The following is a 19,454-nucleotide window of genomic DNA, read 5'->3' on the forward strand; positions in this document are numbered from 1 at the left end:
GTATGTGGCGACAGCTGAGCACGCAGACATGAACGATGGCGACACCACGCCCGCGACATCCGATCGCGGACACCGCCAGGGGCCCGGTCGCCCACGGCTCAGCGAACGCCGCCGACGGGCGACCCAGTTGGAGATCGCCTACGAGGCGGTGCGCCTGTTCTCGCGCAAGGGCGTCGCGGCGACTTCCGCCGACGAGATCGCCGACGCTGCCGGCATGTCCACCCGGACCCTGTGGCGCTACTTCCCGACCAAAGAACAGTGCGTCCAGCCACTACTCACCGCCGGCATCGAGGAACTGGTCACACGCCTGCGCGAGTGGCCCAACGACCGACCATTACTGGAGGCTCTGCACACGGGCGCGACCCCCAACTTCTCCGTCTCCGATGGACAAGAATCGCTGCGGGGGCTGATCCGTCTGACGCGGACCGAGCCGGGACTGCGCGCGGTCTGGCTGCGGGGAAACGACGAGGCGACGCGAGAACTCATTCAGATCCTCGCCGCCCGTACCGGTCAGGACCCCGAAAGCCTGCCGATGATGGTCCAGGGATCGGTGCTCAACGCCGCGCTGACCGCCGGGGTGGAGTACTGGGCCTGGAACGAATCCGAGATGGACGGCCAGCCTGCCGACGGGGCTCTCCGCGAGGCCCTGCGCATCGTCGCCGGGGCGCTGCCTGAGAATGTGGCCTGACCACCCGCGAACGAGGCGATTCGCTCAGGGGCGAACCAAGACTTTACAGTGACCAGAGTTGGCTGACAGCGCGGCGAAGGTTTCGCCGATCCCGTCGAGCGTGACCCGGTCGGTGATGAACGGCGCCGGATCGATCTGCCGCGCGCCAGCGCATCCAGAGCACACGCCGGTGACGACTACCGTGCCGTGGGTTCGGGCGGCAGCCACGGCACATTCGACGCCGAGGCTGCCTGCGCGCGATCGAGGTCGAATCGCAGATGATCGGTCGGGCGCGAACCCATCCGGTCGCACACCCCGCAGCTGTGGGTGTGCGACCGGAGCCGGACCGGATCAGTGCGCGGCTTTGCCCGAATCGGCCGTGGAAAGCCGACCGGGACCGGACTCGGTTTCGTGAACGGTGATCGTACGCAGCAGACGGACGACGGGTGCCGGATCGGTACACAGGGCATCGGACATGTGCAGGGCACCTCCCGCCGCGGCGGCGAACAGCCGATCGGCCACCTCCTGCAGATCGTCTGCCTCGATCTCGTACAGTGCGACGAAGGGGCCGTCATCGGCGATCGGCTCGAGCCGGCGGGCCGAGACGAACCCGTCCATCGCCACCACCTCGCGCAGATGAGTCTCGTCATACCAGGTGTGGTATTCCGCCGTGCGCTGCGGAGCACTGGGCCGCGTCTCGACGTACAGGATTCCTCGGGCCACGGCAGTTTCCTTCCGATTCATTGATTATGTCCGAACTCGTTGTTGCACAAGATATTTCAAGCATGATTACCCAGGAGCACCCCTGGGCGACGCCGGTCCCGCCCGGCAGTGGGATCACCCTGCCACGCGGGACCGAGGCGCCTGGCGGCAACGAGATCACCGTGCCGCGCGAGCCGAGATGCCTATTCGATCCGGCCGACGACCGTTCCGACCGGGTACTCCACCTCGACCTCGCCGACGATGATCAGCGTTCCAGCGGCGGGCGACTCGATATCGGTCTCGGTCTTATCGGTGGCCAGGGTGTACAGGACGTCTCCCTCCTGTACGGCTTCGCCGTCCTCGACCAACCACTGCGTGATCGTTCCCGCGGTCATCGTCACACCGAGCTGGGGTATCAATAGTTCGTGCGCCACGGAGGCGTCTCCTCTCGAGATGAATCGGATGATCGGGGCTCACAGCAGTCCGCGTACTGCCGCCTCGATCTGCGGCGGGCCCGGAATGTAGGCCTGTTCCAGCGATTTGGCGTACGGCACCGGCGTGTTCGGCGCTGTCACGCGTGCCACCGGACCGGCCAGCTCACCGAACAACTCCGCGTGAATGGTCGCGGCGAGTTCCGCGCCGAATCCATTGCGCCGCACCGCTTCGTGCACGACGACCGCGCGCTTGGTCTTGGCCACCGAGGCGAGTACGGTCTCGGTGTCCAATGGCTGCAACGTCCGCAGATCGACCACCTCGACATCGATCCCCTCCCCGGCCAGCTGTTCGGCGACGGCCAGACAATCCACCACCTGGCGACCGTAGGTCAGAATGGTGACGTCCGATCCGGCACGCGCAATATTGGCCTTACCCAAGGGAACTCGATAGTCTCCCACCGGAACCTCACCGCGCGAGGCGAAGTAGAGCCCGAACATCTCCACGAAGACCACCGGGTCGTCGTCGAAAATCGACGACAGCAACAGGCCTTTCGCATCGGCCGGATTACTCGGCACCACGACCTTCAGCCCGGCGGCATGCACCAACTGAGCCTCGAGCATGTCCGAATGCTGTGCCCCGAATCCACCGCCGGCCCCGGTGGCGGTGCGTACGGTGATCGGCACCGGGGTACGGCCGCCGGACATGTAGCGCAACTTGGCGGCATGGTTGACCAGCTGATCCATGCAGACGTGGGTGAAGTTCATCAGCATGATCTCCGGGACGGGCCGCAGTCCGGAGATGGCCGCGCCGATCGCGGCCCCCATGATCGCCTGCTCGGAGATCGGTGTATGCCTGATCCGTTGTGTCCCATACTTTTTGCCCAGGCCTTTGAACACACCGAAACCGCCGCCGCCGGGCTCCTGGATATCCTCGCCGAGGGCGAAGACCCGCTCGTCGGTCTCCAGCGCGATATCCAGTGCCTCGTTGATCGCCTGGACGAAGCCCAGGGTCCGGGTCTGCACTGGCTGTTCTGCGATGGTCATGCCGCCGCTCCTTCCGCATACACATCGGTGGTGAGTTCAGCCGGATCCGGCAGTGGAGCGTCGAACGCGAACTCGGCCGCATCGGCGACCTCGGCGGCCGCCGCCGCCTCGACGGCCTCGATCTGCTCGACCGTGGCCACGCCCGACTCGATCAGTTGGGCCCGGAAGCGCGGCAGCGGATCGTTCGCCATCGCCGCCGCGAGTTCCTCCTTGGGCATGTACACCTGCTGATCGCCCATGACATGGCCGTGGAAGCGAAAGGTCATGGCCTCCAGCAACGTCGGCCCCGCGCCGCGGCGAGCCCGGTCGATCGCGTCGCCCGCGACCTGGTACATCGCAATGGGATCGTTGCCGTCCACAGTGACACCGGGCATCGAATAACTGGCCGCCCTGGTGGCGATGCTCTCCACCGAGGTGCCCTCGCGCAGTGGCGTGTACTCGGCGTATTTGTTGTTCTGACAGACGAATACGACCGGCAGCCGCCACACCGACGCCAGGTTGAGCGCCTCGTGGAAGGCGCCGATATTGGACGCGCCGTCACCGAAGTTCACCACGGTCACCTGATCGGTGCCGCGCATCTGCGCGGACAGGCCCAGTCCGTTCGCGATCGGCAGGCCGGCGCCGACGACACCGGTGGTGACCATCAGCCCGTACTCCGGCGCGGTCACATGCATCGGCCCGCCCTTGCCGCCGCAGGTTCCGGCGGCCTTTCCGAGGTATTCGGCCCATAGATCTCGCAGCGGCACCCCCTTGGCGACCTGGTCGTGTAGTCCGCGATACGTGGTCACCACGTAGTCGTCGCGCCGTAGATGCGCCGCTACCGAAGCCGCGACGAACTCCTGTCCGCGCGGCGAGTAGTACATGCCGCCGATCTTGCCGCTCAACATGTACGCCCGATATTTCTCGTCCGACAACGCGATTCGCGTTGCCGTCGCGAAAATGTCCAGTTGCACCTCGGGGCTCGGCGCGGGGGTCGATGAACTCACCTGATCTCCTGATTCTTCGATTCGAGGATTTCGACGTCGCGGCCGGACGCGGCCGCATGCTCACCCGCACGGCGGCCGGAGAACACGGCATCGGCCAGCGACAGCCCGGAAACGTAACTGTTGCTGCAGATTCCGACCGCCGCGCGTCCGGCGGCATAGAGGCCGGGCACGATACCGCCGCTCGCCCGGCGCACCGCCCCGGTGTCCTCATCCACCGCCAAACCGCCGAGGGTGATGAACGGGAACGGGTAGGCGGGGCTGACCTGCGGCGCCAGATTCACAGCGAAGTACGGCCCGCGGTCCAACACCCGGCGATATTCGTCCGCCTTACCGAACTGGTCAGGCTGACCCGCGGTGATGTCCTGGTTGTACTGCGCGATGGTCGCCTCGAGACCGGCCGGATCAACACCACACGCCGAGGCCAGCCCCGCCACGGTGGCGGCCCGGCGATGACCGAACGGGCTGAAGATGTACATGCTCTGCGGGACCTGGAAGAACGCGCACTGCGAACGCGCTTGCCGCCGGGCCTTGCGCCACCCTGCCGCATCCAGAATCAGGAATCCCCGCCCACCCTGCCGCTCGACCAGCGGCTCGGACATGGTCGCGCCGTAGAGCTGTTCGTTGGCGAAACGATCGCCCGACAGACCGACCGCGACCCCTTCGAGAAATCCCGACGGAGGCGAGATGAACTTCCAGCCCGACATCTTGTGCAGGTGGCTGGTGGCGGCGTGCACCTGCGCACCCAGCCGCAGAGCCGCGCCGTCGTCCCCACCGGCGGCCAGCGGCGACAGTTCGGTCCAGGCGGGCGCGTAGCGTCGTACCAACTCCTTGTTCTGCCCGAAGCCGCCGGTGCACAGCACCACCCCGCCGCGGGCCAGGACCCTGTGCCGAGTGCTTCGCTTGCGTTGGGCCGAAACGACTTTCGCCATCAGGCGGTCGCCCAGCGGCGGATGCCACACCTCTGCCTTGGCGGCGATCTCGGTGCGGATCTTGTGCCAGCGCCCGAAGACACCGGGGTCCGGGGCGTCGAATTCGACGCCCACCACCGCACCGTCGGCCACGATCAGCTCGCGCACCTCGGCCAGCGGCCGGAACTCGACGCCCTTGCCCAGCGCGGCATCTCGCAGCGCGGCGTAGAACGCGGCCCCACTGAAGTTCTTCATCCGGACCCGGTGCCCGCGCGGGGCCGGGGCGGCATTCTCCGCGTTCTTCGGAACCTGTTCGTTGCCCGAGTAGTACAGAAAGTGACGATTGGTCGGGTAGGAGGTCTTGTACGGGCACAGACTGCCCTCGAACGTCATGCCCTGCGCGGTGAGCCACTCGATCATCGCGGGACTGCCGTCCACGAACCGGCGCAGCGTCTCGGTGCCGACCGCGTCACCGACCTCCTGGGCGAGATAGCCGAACATGTCCTCGCCGGAGTCGGTGACTCCCGCTTCCCGCTGGGCGGAGGTCCCACCTCCGGCGTAGACGACGCCGCCGGAATGCGTCGTCGATCCGCCGCCGTAGAACCTGTCCAATACCAGCACCGAGGCGCCGGCATCCGCGGCCGCGATCGCCGCACACGCACCGGCGCCACCGAATCCCACGATGACGACGTCGTAGACCTGTTCCGGCCGGGTCTGCGCTTCCCGCTCGCTCACCGCACTTGCTCCTCACTGTCGGGTATCTCTGCCGACTCCGCCGGCGGCCGCGCCGCCCGCTTTTCCACCGTGATGTCACCGGTCACCGTCAGCCGGCACGCGAGCCGGGTATCCCGCATCGACCAACCCCTGCGGCGATTTGTGAGCTGCCGCAATATATTTCGCTCCTCGTCCTGGATCGGGCCGAGGTTCTCGTGCCCGTCGAGCACGCGCACCGCACACGCGGTGCAGCGGGCCTGACCGAAGCAGATCGTCGGCCAGCGGGCCTGGACCCGCAGCGCCGCCTCGAAGACGGTCTCACCGTCACGGACGGTCAGGTCGAACCCGGCGGGATCCACCCGCACGACTGCCACCTCGGATCACCGCGCCAGATACCGGTCGATGGTCCGGTGGCTGTTGATGATCATGGCCTCGTACCGTTCGGACAGCACCAAATCGTCGAGGCCCTTGGTCTTGAGCCCTTTCTGCTGAGCGGTGATGTTGGCGAAATCCTCTTGGAAGATCTGGGGCCAGTCCTCGACCGGAATCGGCCCCTCGAGTTCCGGCCGATCCTCGCTTTCTTCACCGGCCGCCGGAATCTGCAGCGCCCACACCTCGAAGATGCACGATTCGGGATCGTCACCGTTGGGGCGTACCCGGTACATGATCGAGTTCCCGTAGGCCGGCAACACGGTGATGTTCGGGAAGATGTGGCCGTAGCCGCTGGTGTTGGTCGGCGGCGGCGGCAAGGGGATGCCGGCGCCCTGCGCGTATTCGTAGAGCGCGCCGAAGAAGGCCAGCGGGAACTGCTCGGGATCGATGTCACGTTCCATCAGACCCTGCTGGATGAACATTTCCCGATCGGTGGCGTAGGCGTCGGTGCCGAAGTACAGCGCGTTGTTGAACTGGATGAAGTAATCGGCCACGGTCATCCCCTCGACCGGAACCTCGCCGGACAGCGGCAGCATATGCGCGTGGCCACCCTTGAAACACTCGAACGTGCCACCGAAGGCATCGAGGTTGAAGTCGTCGTCGGCAGCGCCCATGGCCAGCGACGGATGCGCCTGCATCACGTGGTATGCCTCCAGGAACGCCTCCTGGGCGACCTTCCAATTCCCCGGCAGGATCAGATGCCGCCACCACCGCACCTGCATCCGCTCGAAGCCGATCGGGCCCATCGCCTCGGCGATCTCACCCATCGCCTCCGATAGCGGCGGGGCCTCGGGATCCATGTTGATCCACACCATCCCGAACAGCTCGCCGACCTGACATTCCCTCAGCCGCAACGAGTCTCGCTCGACACAGTGGGGGGCGAAACCGCGTTCGGCGAAGACGTAGGAGTTGGAACCGTCCAGGTTCCAGCGCCAGCCGTGGTAGGGACAGACGATCTGGCCACCGTGGAAGGTTCCGGTGTCGGTGGCCAGGGCGGTGGCACGATGGCGGCACGCATTGAAATATGCCTTGACCGTATTGTCGGCCTGGCGCACCACCATGATCGACTGATCGTTGATCTTGTACTCGGTGAAGTCTCCCGGGCGCGGAATCTCGTCCAGACGGCACGCCATCTGCCAGACGTGCGGCCAGAGCTTCTCCTTCTCGAGCTGTGCGAACTCCGGCGAAAAATACCTTTCCGCAGGAACTTTGGAGGAATCGGTGATCGCGAACGGGACTCCGGTGCTCGGCTGCTCGATCCGGCGTTCGGTGTGGATGGTCATGGCCGGCCACCTCCTTGTGACTGGGCTGCGACATAAGTAACTAATTGATGAGTTACTTTAAGGATGTGGCCCCGGTCACGTCAACGATTCCGGCGAAATTGCCTAACTTCGTTTAATCATTGCGTTCGATCAGCAGGACTCCGGCCAGCAGCGCTTCGGTCGCGCGCACCGCCCCTCGATGCCGTTCGGCGGTGGCGGTCGCCGAGAGGTGAGCCAACCCCCAGGTCAGCGACGTCAGCATGTCCACCACGGACCGCGGATCAGTACCGGGCACCAACTCGTCGGCCCGCACCGCCTCAGCGACCAGCTGCGAGTACAGCTCGTTCTCCGCACGCTCCCGGCGCGCCACCGCAGCCCCCAGATCCGGATAGCGCGCGGACTCCAGGTAGACGGTGGCGTCGAACCTGGCCACCGACGGATAGTCACGCACGCAGGCGATCGCCTCGTCCAGCAGTGCGACGAAACGCTCGCGCAGCGTCCCGGGAAACTCGACCGCCCGCGCCAAGCGGCCCATCACCTCATCGAGGCGCGCGTTCAGCGTCGCGGTGACCAGGTCCACCTTGGACGGGAAGTAGTGATAGATCGCCGCACTGGTCAGCCCCGCCTGCTCGGCGATCGATTTCATGGTCGCCTTGGCATAGCCGACCTCCGCGATGTGATCCATTGCCGCGGCCATGATCCGGAGGCGTGTCTGCTCCCCGTCCGCGTTCACCGGACGACCCATCCTAGCCGGCGCCGACATCGCATCTCCTCCCTACGAGGACAGTATCGAGCTACCATTCTTCCATCTCGGACATATGCCATCGTCTCCCCACGGCTCGCACTCCCTGCCACCGCAGTCCATTCACGCACCGGAAGCCGACCTCGTGGTCGGATCGGTCACGGTCGGGGAAGCCGGGCGGGCTCCGAACGGCAATGGCGCCCTCGGCATTGACCGGCGTTCGAAAGCTGGAAGCCATACGAGCGCGACTGAGCGTGGCATTCGACTGCCGTGTCCAAGGCTGAGTTGCGGAGGGCGCCGGCCGCGATAGACGAGCTTGTGCCGCAAGCGGATCCGGAATTCGATGAGCAGCGCTCGAGGAGTTGGCAGGCCGGTTCTCCACGGTCCGCTCGTTCCTGCCCGCGATGATGCGCACCATCGACTTCGGGGCCACCGGCGACGGCAAACGGGTCCTGGCCGCGCTGGACAACCTAGCCGACATGATCTCGCCGCAGCGTACTCGTGGGCTGCCCGCCCGCCGGCTCGATGCCCGCCAGGTCGACCACGACCCGGTCGGCGGCGGCCGGCAGCGCCGCGTTTATCCACCAGAATGTCCGGAACAGACCGTTGATCGCGCGGCTTACACGCTGTGCCCGCTCGAACAGTTCCATCGACACCTTAAGCGCAACTTTTCGCGAGATTGGGCCGTCGATATCGGCGAGGACCGGGGAGAGGTTGCCGGACAACGTATTTCGGAATCGAAACCTCGCACGGCGGCCGCTAGCGTGACTTCTCTCGTCACTGGCCCGCACAGGCCGAGACGGCGTTGACCGGATCGGCGCCAATTCCAGTGCGAGCGCCCGCACCAAATCCTCACCGCCCGAGCTCACCGCCCGAGCACGTATCCCCGCCATGTGTGGCTGGCCGATGCCTACCCAAGGGGCCGACAGGCACCAGCCCGGGCGATCGAGACTCCTAGCTCAATGTGTTCAGCGCCGCCGCGTCGTAGGCCTTCAGTTCATCGATCCGGCCACCCAGAACCTTGGCTGCCCATTCCGGGTCCTGCAGGAGGGCGCGGCCGACGGCAACAAGGTCGAACTCGTCGCGTTCCAGGCGGTCGAGGAGGTTGTCGAGGCTGCCGAGTTCGGCGCCGCTGCCCGTGAAGGCGTGCAGAAAGTCGCCGTCGAGGCCGACCGAGCCGACGGTGATGGCGGGTTTGCCGGTGAGCTTCTTGGCCCAACCGGCCAGGTTCAGATCCGAGCCCTCGAACTCCGGCAGCCAGTACCGGCGGGTGGAGGCGTGGAAGGCATCGACACCGGCAGCGGCCAGCGGCGCCAGGATCGCTTCGAGCTCCTGCGGGGTCTCGGCGAGCCGCGCGTCGTAGGCATCCTGCTTCCACTGCGAGAAGCGGAAGATCACCGGGAAGCCGGGCGACACGGCGGCGCGGACCGCGGCGATGATTTCGGTCGCGAACCTGGTGCGCGCCAGGGGATCTCCACCGTAGGCATCGGTGCGGCGGTTCGTGCGCGCCCACAGAAACTGGTCGATGAGGTAGCCATGGGCGCCGTGCAGTTCGACCCCGTCGAAACCGATGCGCTCGGCGGCCGCGGCAGCCTCGGCGAAGGCGGCGACGACATCGTCCAGGTCGCGCCGCGTCATCGCCTCACCGGTCCCCTCGGTGCCGTCCACGCGGATGCCGGAGGGGCCCATGGCCGGGGCATCGGGGTAGGGCTGTTCGCCGTGGTTGCGGACCATGCCGATGTGCCACAGTTGCGGCACGATCGTGCCGCCCACCGCGTGCACGTCCGCGGCGACCTTCGCCCAGCCCGCCAGCTGCTCGGCACCGTGGAATCGCGGTACTCGATCGCTCTGACCGGCCGACGCGTGGCCGACGTAGGTCCCCTCGGTAACGATCAGACCGACACCGGCGGCGGCCCGGCGCGCATAGTAGGACCGCACCTCCTCACCCGGGATGCCGCCCGGGGAGAACATACGCGTCATCGGCGCCATCACGATCCGGTTGGGGATGGTCAGGCTGTTCAGCGAAACGGGCCGGGACAGGATCTCCGCTGCGCGGGAGACGTCGGACGCGGTGATGGACACGGGATGCTCCTCGTAGAAACTTGACAACATTTATGGTTGATAACCTCAAGCATTTACCACGGTAGGGGCGAATAGTTGAGATGGTCAAGTTTCGGGACGTAGGATGAATTGCATGGCAGAGGTTCCGCACATCGATATCGCCCAGCTCATGGAGCTGCTCTCGGTGTCGCTGGGCGTCTACTACAGCGACTTCACGGTCGCGGCGGCGAGCGAGAACCTCACGGCGAGCCAGGGGAAGACATTGACGGTGCTGCGCCGGGGCCCCGCCGCGATGCGCACCCTGGCCGAGATACTGGCTTGCGATGCGTCCAACGTCACAGGGATCATCGACCGGCTGGAAAAGCGGGGTCTCGTGCGACGGGAGGCCAGCGCATCCGACCGCCGCGTGACCAATCTGGTCATCACATCCGAGGGCGAGCGTGCCGTCGACGCGATCCGCGCGAAAATGCACCGCACCCGAGAATGCCTGAGCAGGCTCGGCGACGAGGACCGAGCCCGGCTGTATACGGTCCTGGAACGGGCCTTCGTTCAGCCCTGACGCCCGGCAGGACCGGGGCTCGGCCGCCGCAGCACCGGTGGCGGGCACACACGGCAGACCTTCGCCAGAATGCGGCATGAACCGTGCGGATCGCCGATCGCCGGTGCGGCAGATCGGTGAGCTTCACGCCGGTCACGGAGACCGGACCGCAGTGGATTGCGGTTCCGCGAAGCCTTCCGGCGCCGGCACGGCCGGAGCCCGGAGCAGATGCGCGCCGAACTATACGGGCCGTCGCGGAATCCCGCCGTCGCAAGCCCGGGTCGTCGTCCGAAGTCCTTGACCTGCAGCGGGGTTGAGGTATCACACTGGGGCGGTGACCGACTATCTGCTGCGCCCGATCGGATCCGTCGAATCCGAACTCACGAACTTCGCTACCGAGATGAGACCGGTGAGATGAGACCGGTGAGATGAGACCGGTGAGATGAGATACGCCCTGTGGTCAGTTGTTGTCGCAGAGCGCTTTCAAGGTCCGCGGGACTTCCTCGGCCGGCAGATAGCATCCGGTCTGCTCGAAACCGCCGATGGTGTGGATGTTGTAGTCGCCGTAGCCGATACGCAGGAAGTCGTCGCCGCTGAGGCCGTGCACGGTCCAGTCGAAGGCCACCCGGGCCCGGGCGACGAGGGTTCGCAGGGCCATGAGGTGATAGCCGCGCGTGACGAATTGTGCTGGGATGCCGCGCAATCCGATCTTCAGCGGGCGCGCCACCGCATCGGCGCCGCCGAGGTCTACCACCATCCCGAGGTCCTGGTGCCGGTACGGCGTCGGCCGTCCGCCACGAAGCGCGGCCACGAGATTCTTGCCGAGGTGGCGTCCCTGCCGCATGGCATGCTGCGCGGTGGGAGCGCACAGCGCGCCCGCACCTGCGGTCAGGTCGGGTACCGCGGCCGCATCGCCGCAGGCCCACACACCGGTGAGCCCTGGCACGGTGAAATCGGCTTCCGCGACGACGCGGCCCTTCTCCGTCGCCGCACCGAGGTGTCCGGCGAGAGGGCTGGGGACCACACCGGCGGTCCACAGCACCGTCCGGGTCGGGATGAACCGGCCGTTGGTGAGCTGAACCCCGTGGGCGGTAACCTCTTTCGCCGATGTGCCGGTGATCAGTTCGATGCCGTGCTCGGCCAGATTCCGTGTGGCCTGTTCCCCCAGTCGCTGCCCGAGCTCGGGCATGATCCGGTCCCCGTGTGTGACCAGATGCCAGCGCACCATGCCGGATTCCAGCTTCGGGAAGTATCGGCGCGCGGCGGCCCGGGTGACCTTGTTGAGGACCGCGGCGGTCTCGGTACCGGCGTATCCGGCACCGATGGTGACGAAGTTCAGCCGCTCTCGGTCCTCCTCCTCGCCGCCGCGCACGGCGGCGATGTCCAACTGCTGCAGGACGTGGTCACGCAGGAACATGGCCTCGGCGAGCGTCTTCATCCCGAATCCGTACTCGTCCAGTCCGGGCACATCGAGGACGCGGGTGATGCTGCCCGGAACCAGCACCAGATGGTCGTAGTCGAGAGCACTTTCGGCGCCCGCGGATCCGCGCACCACGACCTGCCGGGTATCCGGATCCACCCCGATCGCCATCCCCGGAACCACCTCGGTGCGGCGCAACACCCGCCGCAGCGACACCGTTATCGATCGCGGATTCAGCACACCCGAGGCGACCTGCGGCAGCAGCGGCAGATAGAGCAGCCCCGCATCCGGTGTCACGAGTTGGATGAACGCTTCGTCGGAGCTGAGATGACGTTCCAGGTAACGGGCACATTCGACGCCGGAGAAACCACCGCCGATGATCACGATCTTCGCGGGACTCACGAGTTCACTCTACTGATAGCGACCCAAGACGCAGGTCGAGTTCGACGGGCGGGCCGATGCGGTGGCAGCGGCGAAAGTCGAATCGGCGCAAGGCATCAACGGCACCGCACAGTTGCCGGGCGGTTCGCCCGCTATGCCGTGGCGTCCGGGACCGGGAACTGGCCGGCGCCGCGTGCCGAATGCTTCGGCGCCAGTTGCACGCCGGCGAGTCCGGCCCAGCACAGACTGGCAGTCGTGGCGATGGCATCGTGTTTGGGCAGGGGTTTGCCGGTGGCCACCCAGTCCCGCGCACACGACTGGGCGATGGCGACCAGCTCGGCCGTGATCAGCCAGCCATGCTCGGCACGCGGTAGCGGGTGCGGTGCCAGCGCCTGCGCGAGCGTCTCGATACAGATGGTGGCGGCCTGATGGGCGATGCGCTGCGCCGATGGTTCGTCGGCCACGGCCGCCCCGGCCAGCAGGGCGACACTGCGTTGCCGGGTGTCGGCGAAGTCGAACACCGCTGCTACCGACGCCTCCACGATCGATCGCATGCCCTCGGCGGATTCGAGTGCGGCGGTGAGCGTCTCCTCCAATTCCCGCATCGCCTCGTGCAGAACGGCCAGATACAGTTCCAGCTTGCTCGAGAACGACTTGTACAGGACGGGCTTGCTGATCCCGGCCCGGCAGGCGATCTCCTCCATGCCCGCGGCCCGATACCCACACGCGGCAAACAAACCCGCCGCCGCGGCCAGGATCACCCGCCGACGCTGCTGCCTGGCCTCCGTCATCTGTCTGTCCACCTGGCACCTCCTCTGCCCACGGTACCTACGCCCGGGTCCGTCACAACCGCCGCCCGCGTGATCGGCGGATTACCGTGGGTTGCGTTCCGGTCGCTCACCGGCCGATTGCCGGGTGAGCGGCGGACGCATGTAACCTTTCCTCCCAGGAACTCGCACCTGAGGCGGGTTCACCCCAGCCTGGTGTGGTCAGAAGGGAGATACCGATGGGTAAGCGTGGGCGTAAGAAGCGCAGCCGCCGTAAGAACGCGGCCAACCACGGCAAGCGGCCCAACTCCTGAGCCGTTTCGCCGTGCGCCCCGGGACCGCCCAGCGGACTCGGTGCACTGCTGAAGACGACAATGCGGCACGCCATCGCGGATGGCGTGCCGCATTCGCGTTTCCGGTCAGGACTCGCGGTCGACGCGGGTTTCGGTGACGGTGATCGACCGCCGGATGTCGAGAGTGAGCCGCTCGCGCAGCGATTCGGGGGCCCGGTCCCCACCGCATTTGCGGCTCAGCAGACGCTTGAGCTTCTCCTCCAGACCGTATGCCTCGATACACGGCGAGCAATGGTCCATGTGGTGCTGCAATCGCGCCCGCGTGGCCTCGTCGCATTCACCGTCGAGAATCAGCCAGACGTCGGTGAGAACCGCCGAACAGTCCAGTTCCATCTCGTCCCCGGCGCCCCGATCCTCGTGCTCGTGCCCACTGGTGCTCACTGGGTTACCTCCTGACGCGCCCCGTTGCCCGTTCGGTTCCGGTCGAACCCCCGCTCGCGCGCGACATCGGCCAGCAGCCCCTTGAGCTGTTTGCGCCCGCGATGCAGCCGGGACATGACGGTGCCGATCGGAGTCCCCATGATGTCGGCAATCTCCTTGTAGGGGAAGCCCTCCACGTCGGCGTAGTACACCGCCATGCGGAATTCCTCCGGCAGCGACTGCAGTGCCGCCTTGATGTCGTCGTCGGGCAGCGCCTCCAGCGCCTCCATCTCCGCCGAGCGCAGACCGGTGGAGGTGTGCTCGGCCGTGGCGGCGAGCTGCCAGTCGGTGATCTCGTCGGTGGGGTACTGCGCGGGCTGGCGCTGCTTCTTGCGATAGGAGTTGATGTAGGTGTTGGTCAGGATCCGATACAGCCACGCCCGCAGGTTGGTGCCCTCCCGGAAGGACCGGAAGCCCTGATAGGCCTTGGCGAAGGTCTCCTGCACCAGATCCTCGGCGTCGGCCGGGTTGCGGGTCATCCGCAGGGCCGCACCGTAGAGCTGATCCAGCAGCGGCAGCGCGTCCCGCTCGAAGCGCCGCGCGAGTTCGGCCTCGTCGGCCGTGGAGCGCACGGTCGAATCGCCGTCGCTGTCCTCGTCCTGGGCGTCGCGAGCGTCGGAATCCTCGGACGTGAGGTCGTCGTCCACCGGGTCGTCGGGGATCTCGATATCCTCCGGTCGGGAACCGCCCGCGGTATCCCCGCGGGGGCGATCGGCCGCCAGTTCGTCGTCGCTCGTCACGGAAGTCCCTTCGGTCGCCGTAGCATCTGAATCTACCGCGCGCGAGGGTCGCCGATCGAACCCGGTGTCCGGGATCATGATGTCGATCAGCGGGTACGACAGCGAGTCGCCGGGCGTTACCGGGCGTTCGTCGACGAGGACGGTCACCGGCATCTCCTTCGAACTTTTCCGATCTCGAGCGGCTGCGAAGGCAGCTGCGCTGTGCTGGCGAACCGTGCAACATGCGGGGCCTCCACTGTGTTCCCACGCCGCGTCACACCCGGGCGAAACGCGATTGCCGGGGTGAACCGTCGCCGCTAGGGTGGCCGGCATGGCCGCATCGACACCCGCGATCCGGGCACTGACCCAGGCGAAGGTGCCGCATGCGGTGCATTCCTATCCCCACGATCCGCGCAACGATTCCTACGGGGACGAGGCCGTCACCGCCCTGTCGGAGCGGGTCGGCGTGACGGCCGCTCAGTTCTTCAAGACGTTGATCATCGAATTGTCGACCGGCACGCCCGCGGTCGCGGTGCTCCCGGTTCCGCACTCGCTGTCGTTGAAGGCCGCGGCCGCGGCTCTGGGCGCACCCAAGGCGGCCATGGCCGATAAGGCGAAGGCTCAGCGCATCACTGGTTATGTCCTGGGTGGGGTGTCGCCACTGGGGCAGAAGCGCGCACTCCCCACCGTGGTGGACGAATCCGCACTGACCTGGGATCGCGTCCTCGTCAGCGCCGGCAAGCGCGGCCTCGAGATCGAACTCGCGCCCGCGGAGCTGATCCGATTGACCGGCGCGGTCACAGCGCCCGTCATCGCCTGATTTCTCCCAATCGGGGCTCCGACCGCCCCGGATCGGAAATATTTGCATGTAACAACTAGTTGGTGTATACAAATAGTTGATTGATGCAAGTAGTATGCGGCCGATCGGGCGGAAGTGGGAGGTCCGATATGGACAGCGAGCAGGTGATCGATCGGATCGCACAGCAGCTGATTCGCCTGGGGCGGATCCGGGAGCGGACGAACGCGCAGGCGGCAGCGGCATCACACGGCGACATCGACCTCTCGGCCTACCGCATCATTTTCCGCCTGCTCTGCGACGGCCCGATGCGCTCGGGCGCGCTGGCCGAGGCGATGTACTCCGATGCGTCCACGATCAGCCGCCAGGTGGCGGCTCTGGTCAAGCGCGGCCTCTTGCGCCGCGAGGCCGATCCCAGCGATGGCCGTGCCAGCGTCCTGATCGTCACCGACGCCGGCACGGAGATGGCCGCCCAGCTGCGCGCGCGGCGCAACGAGATGCTCGAGCGCATCCTGACCGACTGGAACGACCCCGACCGCGAGCAGTTCGCGGTCCTGCTGCACCGCTTCGTCGGCGACTACGAAGCCGCGCGCCCGGCGATACTCACCCTCCCCTCGCCCACGAAAGGCGCTGCGACGGATAAAAATTCGTGACCACAACCACCACCCCGGCCGAGGGTCGGCGATAACGCCGAACAGACCGCCGCGGCGGAGCGAGCCGACCGGAATCCGGCGGTGACTCCACGGACTTGATCCGACCGGTAGGACCTTCGCGACCTGGCCCGCGACCGACTCCGGCGCGCCGACGGGTTTGCGCCGCGGATCACGGACGGCTCACCGGGAAGTGAGCCGCCCGTGTCGTGGCGCGTGACAGGCCGCAGCGGCAACACTGGCGACGGGACACACGACATTCACATAAATCACTCGAAGCACACCGGTATCTGTGCGTTACTTGTCGAGCAGTTCGTTCTCCCCCGATTCGTCTCGAACCGAGGATGTGATGCGAAATGACCCACCGTCCGCACGTACGAAGCCTGCTCGTCGCGACCGCCGGCGCCGCACTGCTCGCCCTGGGATGCGGTCCAGCGGCCGCCGCACCCGCGAGTGCCACTCCGAGCGTGGTGACGCCGGCCCACAACCCGAACTATCCGCTGGGCGGCGAAGCCGAACATCCCGGCTCACCGGAGAAGGATCCGAGGTCTCCGGAGAAGGATCCGAGGGCGGAGAAAGCCGAGAAGCTGGGCGGCGATACGACGACCAAGATCATCGAACTGGGCGCCGACACCACCACCAAGATCGTCCAACTGGGCGCCGACATCGTGAAATGTGGACTGAATATCGCGGTGCCGTCCGTGAAATGTGAATAGCGGCAGATGCGCAGCGAGGGCCGGGTTCAGATCAGGCTGGTCTGCCCGGCCTGTTCACCGCCCGCGCCCGCCACCGGTTCGAGCAGTTGCGGGCCGTTGTTGCGTACCGAATTCACCAGCGGTGACACCGGCCGGGCGACGATCGACGAAATCACCTGCGGCTCAGGAGGTTCCAGCAGTTCGCGCGGCGCCGGACGGTCGGGGTCGAGCCAGGCGTCCCAATGTTCGCGCGGCATCATCAGCGGCATCCGATCGTGGATGCGAGTCAGATCGCCCACCGCATCGGTGGTGAGGATCGTGCAGGACAGCAGCGGGGCCATATCCCGCTGCGCCGGATCCCGCCACACCGACCACAGGCCGGCCATGTACAACCGGCGCCCCTGGGCATCCGACATGTAGTACGGCTGCTTCACGGCCTTCCCGGAGCCGGTGGGGTGCGGTTCGGTGAGCCATTCGTACCAGCCGTCCATCGGAACCAGACAGCGACGCTTCTTCACCGAATCCCGGAACGAGGGTGCGGTGGCGGCACGGTCGGCGCGGGCGTTGAACAGTGGCTTGCCCTTGGCCGGAACCCCCGGTTCGGCGGCCTTCGTCCAGACCGGGATCAACCCCCAGCGCATGCGGCGAATCCGCAGCGCCGGGTCGTCGTCGGGGTGGTCGTGGTCGTGGCGGCGAACGACGGTGAGAATCCGATTCGTCGGGGCGACGTTGTAGTTGGCGCCGTTTCCGGATTTGTCGCCGGCACTCGCGCCACCCGCACCGGGCGCCGATTTCCCTGCCGCGGCGTTGTCACTCGGCGCACCGTTCGCGGTCTCGTCGACGGCATCGAGTTCGACCGCCAGGCTGGCGGGATTCGCCGTGGTCGCATATCTGCCGCACATACCTCCATGCTGCCATCCGGGACCGACGGAATCCGTAGGCTCGGCCATACCCGCACAACGAGACGAAACCAACTGAAGGCGATTGACATCACATCGCGAGTATGAGAGCTTTTTGCTACAACTCTCTCATTAGGGGTCGCCGAATCATGTCCACCACCGAGTCCACCGCCGCCACCGCGTCGGTACAGGCAGCCGAATCCGATCGGCCCACCGAGTTCTCCTCACTCAATCCGGCCACGGGCGAGGTCATCGCCACCCACCCCATCGCCGACGACGATGCGGTGCGGGCGGCCGTCGCCAAGGCCCGCGCGGCCGCCGCGACCTGGGGCGGCCTCAGCTTCGCCGATCGCAAGCGGGCGCTGCTGCGCTGGTCCAGCCGCCTCGTCACCCGTGCCGACGAATTCTGCGATCTGATCCACGCCGAGAACGGTAAACCGCGCGACGACGCGTACCTGGAATTGATGCTGGCTCTCGAACACATTGCCTGGGCCGCCAAGAACGCCGAGAAGGTTCTCGAGCCGAAGAAGGTATCGCCCGGCGCGCTGATGTCGAATTTCGCGGCGTCGATCGAACAGTGCCCGCTGGGCGTGGTCGGCGTGATCGGGCCGTGGAACTACCCCGTCTACACCCCCAACGGCTCGCTGGCCTACGCACTGGCCGCCGGCAACACCGTGGTGTTCAAGCCGAGTGAATACTCCACCGCCATCGGCAATTTCGTCGGCCAGGCGTTCGTGGACGCCAACCCCGGCCTGCCCGAGGGCGTTTTCGTCACGATCAACGGATTCGGCGCGACCGGCGCCGCGCTGGTACGCGCGGGAGTCGACAAGATCGCCTTCACCGGCTCCACCGCGACCGGTAAGAAGATCATGGTCGCCGCAGCCGAGACACTGACTCCGGTGCTGCTGGAATGCGGCGGTAAGGATGCGGTGATCGTCGCCGCGGACGCCGATATCGCCGCGGCGGCCGACGCCGTCGCCTACGGCGCGACCATGAACAGCGGCCAGACCTGCGCCGGCGTGGAACGCGTCTACGTCGACAAGTCGATTCGCGAGCCGTTCGTGGCCGAGGTCAAGAAGATCCTGTCGGACGTGCACGCCGGCTCCGACGAGAAGGCTTCCTACGGGCCGATGACCATGCCGTCGCAGGTCGACATCGTGCGCCGGCACATCGAAGCGGCACTGGCCAACGGCGGCACCGCGGTATTGGGCGGCCCGGAATCGGTGCACGCGCCGTACATCGAGCCGGTGGTCCTGCTCGATGTCGACGAGAGTTCGGACGCCGTCTGTGAGGAGACCTTCGGCCCGACCGTCACCATCCGCACCGTCGACACCATCGACGAGGCGGTCGAGCTGGCGAACAACTCGAAGTACGGCCTGGGGTCGGCGGTCTACTCACGCAAGCACGGCCTCGAGATCGCCCGCCGCCTGCGCGCCGGTGCGACCTCGGTCAACTCGGTGCTCGGCTTCGCCGCCATCGCGTCGCTGCCCTTCGGCGGCGTCGGCGACTCCGGTATCGGCCGCATCCACGGTGCGCCCGGTCTGCTGGAGTTCACCAGCCCGCATTCGATCGCGGTGCAGCGCTTCGCGATTCCGGGTATGGCGCTGATGAGCTACAAGCGCACCAAGAGCACCATGAAGCTGCTGCGCAAGGTGGTTCCGCTGCTGCACGGCCGCCACAAGTAGTCCGAGTACTCGTCCAAGTACTCACTGCCGCTCGATCGGGCCCGCACCCAACGGTGCGGGCCCGATCGTGGGGTGACATCGGCCGCGGAAACCGGCGCGTTCCCGCATGAGGCGGCAATTGTCCGAGTTCAGCAATTAAACGAGCATACGTCGGAGATCACAAAACCGCGCTCCCTGCA

23 protein-coding genes are annotated in these 19,454 nt (G+C 66.7%); 8 read left to right on the top strand and 15 right to left on the bottom strand.

Annotated elements, in window-relative coordinates; translation table 11 throughout:
* The first annotated feature begins 28 nt into the window (after window positions 1-28).
* Complete coding sequence (locus tag C5E41_RS14640; RefSeq protein WP_181063248.1) at window positions 29-688, top strand: TetR/AcrR family transcriptional regulator; 660 nt, start codon at window positions 29-31, stop codon at window positions 686-688.
* 24 nt (window positions 689-712) lie between these two features.
* On the opposite strand, the gene C5E41_RS33305 is transcribed toward C5E41_RS14640, so the two are convergent.
* The 9 genes from C5E41_RS33305 to C5E41_RS14680 form a co-directional block, all read right to left on the bottom strand.
* Window positions 713-895, bottom strand: a complete 183-nt coding sequence (locus C5E41_RS33305; protein WP_146097559.1) for a hypothetical protein — start codon at window positions 893-895, stop codon at window positions 713-715.
* A 123-nt stretch (window positions 896-1,018) separates the two neighbouring features.
* A complete protein-coding gene (locus tag C5E41_RS14645) occupies window positions 1,019-1,390 on the bottom strand; it encodes a hypothetical protein (RefSeq protein WP_258080976.1) in 372 nt (123 codons plus the stop codon).
* A gap of 182 nt (window positions 1,391-1,572) precedes the next feature.
* On the bottom strand, window positions 1,573-1,803 hold the full coding sequence (locus C5E41_RS14650; protein ID WP_104376392.1) for a biotin/lipoyl-containing protein: 231 nt from the start codon (window positions 1,801-1,803) through the stop codon (window positions 1,573-1,575).
* Window positions 1,804-1,842: 39 nt separating this feature from the next.
* Entirely contained in the window at window positions 1,843-2,841 is a 999-nt protein-coding gene (locus C5E41_RS14655; RefSeq protein WP_439956411.1) for an alpha-ketoacid dehydrogenase subunit beta, read from the bottom strand.
* Between the two features lie 2 nt (window positions 2,842-2,843).
* Complete coding sequence (locus C5E41_RS14660) at window positions 2,844-3,833, bottom strand: thiamine pyrophosphate-dependent dehydrogenase E1 component subunit alpha (protein WP_258080977.1); 990 nt, start codon at window positions 3,831-3,833, stop codon at window positions 2,844-2,846.
* Window positions 3,830-5,476 (bottom strand): FAD-binding protein, encoded by a 1,647-nt coding sequence (locus C5E41_RS14665; RefSeq protein ID WP_104376394.1) that lies wholly within the window; start codon window positions 5,474-5,476, stop codon window positions 3,830-3,832. Before C5E41_RS14665 ends, C5E41_RS14660 begins: the two co-directional genes overlap by 4 nt.
* Complete coding sequence (locus C5E41_RS14670) at window positions 5,473-5,820, bottom strand: 2Fe-2S iron-sulfur cluster-binding protein (RefSeq protein WP_219823165.1); 348 nt, start codon at window positions 5,818-5,820, stop codon at window positions 5,473-5,475. The genes C5E41_RS14665 and C5E41_RS14670 overlap by 4 nt, the downstream gene beginning before the upstream one ends.
* Before the next feature lie 15 nt (window positions 5,821-5,835).
* Window positions 5,836-7,170, bottom strand: a complete 1,335-nt coding sequence (locus tag C5E41_RS14675) for an aromatic ring-hydroxylating oxygenase subunit alpha (protein WP_104376396.1) — start codon at window positions 7,168-7,170, stop codon at window positions 5,836-5,838.
* A 112-nt stretch (window positions 7,171-7,282) separates the two neighbouring features.
* Window positions 7,283-7,912, bottom strand: coding sequence for a TetR/AcrR family transcriptional regulator (locus C5E41_RS14680; protein ID WP_104376397.1), 630 nt, complete (start codon window positions 7,910-7,912; stop codon window positions 7,283-7,285).
* Between the two features lie 383 nt (window positions 7,913-8,295).
* On the opposite strand from C5E41_RS14680, the gene C5E41_RS34475 reads away from it, so the two are divergent.
* The gene (locus C5E41_RS34475; RefSeq protein WP_146097560.1) at window positions 8,296-8,700 is read left to right on the top strand and encodes a hypothetical protein; all 405 of its coding nucleotides are present in this window, start codon (window positions 8,296-8,298) and stop codon (window positions 8,698-8,700) included.
* 145 nt (window positions 8,701-8,845) lie between these two features.
* Here the strand turns inward: C5E41_RS34475 and C5E41_RS14690 are convergent, their stop codons facing one another.
* Window positions 8,846-9,973, bottom strand: a complete 1,128-nt coding sequence (locus C5E41_RS14690) for an NADH:flavin oxidoreductase (RefSeq protein ID WP_104376482.1) — start codon at window positions 9,971-9,973, stop codon at window positions 8,846-8,848.
* Between the two features lie 112 nt (window positions 9,974-10,085).
* Between C5E41_RS14690 and C5E41_RS14695 the strand changes: the two genes are divergently transcribed.
* Window positions 10,086-10,511 (top strand): MarR family winged helix-turn-helix transcriptional regulator, encoded by a 426-nt coding sequence (locus C5E41_RS14695; RefSeq protein WP_258080978.1) that lies wholly within the window; start codon window positions 10,086-10,088, stop codon window positions 10,509-10,511.
* A gap of 439 nt (window positions 10,512-10,950) precedes the next feature.
* Here C5E41_RS14695 and C5E41_RS14700 read toward each other — a convergent pair whose 3' ends face one another.
* Together C5E41_RS14700 and C5E41_RS14705 are read right to left on the bottom strand one after the other, a co-directional pair.
* Window positions 10,951-12,312 carry an NAD(P)/FAD-dependent oxidoreductase gene (locus tag C5E41_RS14700; RefSeq protein ID WP_104376399.1) on the bottom strand — a complete coding sequence of 454 codons (1,362 nt, stop codon included), beginning with the start codon at window positions 12,310-12,312 and terminating at the stop codon, window positions 10,951-10,953.
* 131 nt (window positions 12,313-12,443) lie between these two features.
* Window positions 12,444-13,082: a TetR/AcrR family transcriptional regulator gene (locus tag C5E41_RS14705; RefSeq protein ID WP_104376400.1), complete on the bottom strand. Its 639-nt coding sequence runs from the start codon at window positions 13,080-13,082 to the stop codon at window positions 12,444-12,446.
* A 215-nt stretch (window positions 13,083-13,297) separates the two neighbouring features.
* Between C5E41_RS14705 and C5E41_RS36180 the strand changes: the two genes are divergently transcribed.
* A complete protein-coding gene (locus tag C5E41_RS36180) occupies window positions 13,298-13,372 on the top strand; it encodes a 50S ribosomal protein bL37 (RefSeq protein ID WP_369801531.1) in 75 nt (24 codons plus the stop codon).
* Window positions 13,373-13,477: 105 nt separating this feature from the next.
* Here the strand turns inward: C5E41_RS36180 and rsrA are convergent, their stop codons facing one another.
* Both rsrA and C5E41_RS14715 read right to left on the bottom strand, forming a co-directional pair.
* Window positions 13,478-13,744, bottom strand: a complete 267-nt coding sequence (gene rsrA / locus C5E41_RS14710) for a mycothiol system anti-sigma-R factor (protein ID WP_104376484.1) — start codon at window positions 13,742-13,744, stop codon at window positions 13,478-13,480.
* 44 nt (window positions 13,745-13,788) lie between these two features.
* Window positions 13,789-14,403 carry a sigma-70 family RNA polymerase sigma factor gene (locus C5E41_RS14715; RefSeq protein ID WP_181063254.1) on the bottom strand — a complete coding sequence of 205 codons (615 nt, stop codon included), beginning with the start codon at window positions 14,401-14,403 and terminating at the stop codon, window positions 13,789-13,791.
* A gap of 469 nt (window positions 14,404-14,872) precedes the next feature.
* Between C5E41_RS14715 and ybaK the strand changes: the two genes are divergently transcribed.
* The 3 genes from ybaK (at window position 14,873) to C5E41_RS14730 (ending at window position 16,712) form a co-directional block, all read left to right on the top strand.
* Window positions 14,873-15,370, top strand: a complete 498-nt coding sequence (gene ybaK / locus C5E41_RS14720) for a Cys-tRNA(Pro) deacylase (protein WP_104376401.1) — start codon at window positions 14,873-14,875, stop codon at window positions 15,368-15,370.
* A gap of 128 nt (window positions 15,371-15,498) precedes the next feature.
* Window positions 15,499-15,999, top strand: coding sequence for a MarR family winged helix-turn-helix transcriptional regulator (locus tag C5E41_RS14725; protein WP_104376402.1), 501 nt, complete (start codon window positions 15,499-15,501; stop codon window positions 15,997-15,999).
* 353 nt (window positions 16,000-16,352) lie between these two features.
* Complete coding sequence (locus C5E41_RS14730; protein WP_104376403.1) at window positions 16,353-16,712, top strand: hypothetical protein; 360 nt, start codon at window positions 16,353-16,355, stop codon at window positions 16,710-16,712.
* Window positions 16,713-16,738: 26 nt separating this feature from the next.
* Here C5E41_RS14730 and C5E41_RS14735 read toward each other — a convergent pair whose 3' ends face one another.
* Window positions 16,739-17,593: an SOS response-associated peptidase gene (locus C5E41_RS14735; RefSeq protein ID WP_104376404.1), complete on the bottom strand. Its 855-nt coding sequence runs from the start codon at window positions 17,591-17,593 to the stop codon at window positions 16,739-16,741.
* A gap of 146 nt (window positions 17,594-17,739) precedes the next feature.
* On the opposite strand from C5E41_RS14735, the gene C5E41_RS14740 reads away from it, so the two are divergent.
* Window positions 17,740-19,275: an aldehyde dehydrogenase family protein gene (locus C5E41_RS14740; protein WP_104376405.1), complete on the top strand. Its 1,536-nt coding sequence runs from the start codon at window positions 17,740-17,742 to the stop codon at window positions 19,273-19,275.
* The last annotated feature ends 179 nt before the right edge of the window (window positions 19,276-19,454 follow it).

The sequence above is a fragment of the Nocardia nova genome (assembly GCF_002933465.1).
Taxonomy (GTDB): domain Bacteria; phylum Actinomycetota; class Actinomycetes; order Mycobacteriales; family Mycobacteriaceae; genus Nocardia; species Nocardia nova_B.

Excerpts from the sequence above, each read along its gene's own strand:
- C5E41_RS14740 (WP_104376405.1), top strand. The coding sequence starts at position 17,740 with ATGTCCACCACCGAGTCCACCGCCGCCACCGCGTCGGTACAGGCAGCC.
- C5E41_RS14675 (WP_104376396.1), bottom strand. The coding sequence starts at position 7,170 with ATGACCATCCACACCGAACGCCGGATCGAGCAGCCGAGCACCGGAGTC.
- C5E41_RS14730 (WP_104376403.1), top strand. The coding sequence starts at position 16,353 with ATGACCCACCGTCCGCACGTACGAAGCCTGCTCGTCGCGACCGCCGGC.
- rsrA (WP_104376484.1), bottom strand. The coding sequence starts at position 13,744 with ATGGAACTGGACTGTTCGGCGGTTCTCACCGACGTCTGGCTGATTCTC.
- C5E41_RS34475 (WP_146097560.1), top strand. The coding sequence starts at position 8,296 with ATGATGCGCACCATCGACTTCGGGGCCACCGGCGACGGCAAACGGGTC.
- C5E41_RS14735 (WP_104376404.1), bottom strand. The coding sequence starts at position 17,593 with ATGTGCGGCAGATATGCGACCACGGCGAATCCCGCCAGCCTGGCGGTC.
- C5E41_RS14705 (WP_104376400.1), bottom strand. The coding sequence starts at position 13,082 with ATGACGGAGGCCAGGCAGCAGCGTCGGCGGGTGATCCTGGCCGCGGCG.
- C5E41_RS14725 (WP_104376402.1), top strand. The coding sequence starts at position 15,499 with ATGGACAGCGAGCAGGTGATCGATCGGATCGCACAGCAGCTGATTCGC.
- C5E41_RS14695 (WP_258080978.1), top strand. The coding sequence starts at position 10,086 with ATGGCAGAGGTTCCGCACATCGATATCGCCCAGCTCATGGAGCTGCTC.
- C5E41_RS14680 (WP_104376397.1), bottom strand. The coding sequence starts at position 7,912 with ATGTCGGCGCCGGCTAGGATGGGTCGTCCGGTGAACGCGGACGGGGAG.
- C5E41_RS14640 (WP_181063248.1), top strand. The coding sequence starts at position 29 with ATGAACGATGGCGACACCACGCCCGCGACATCCGATCGCGGACACCGC.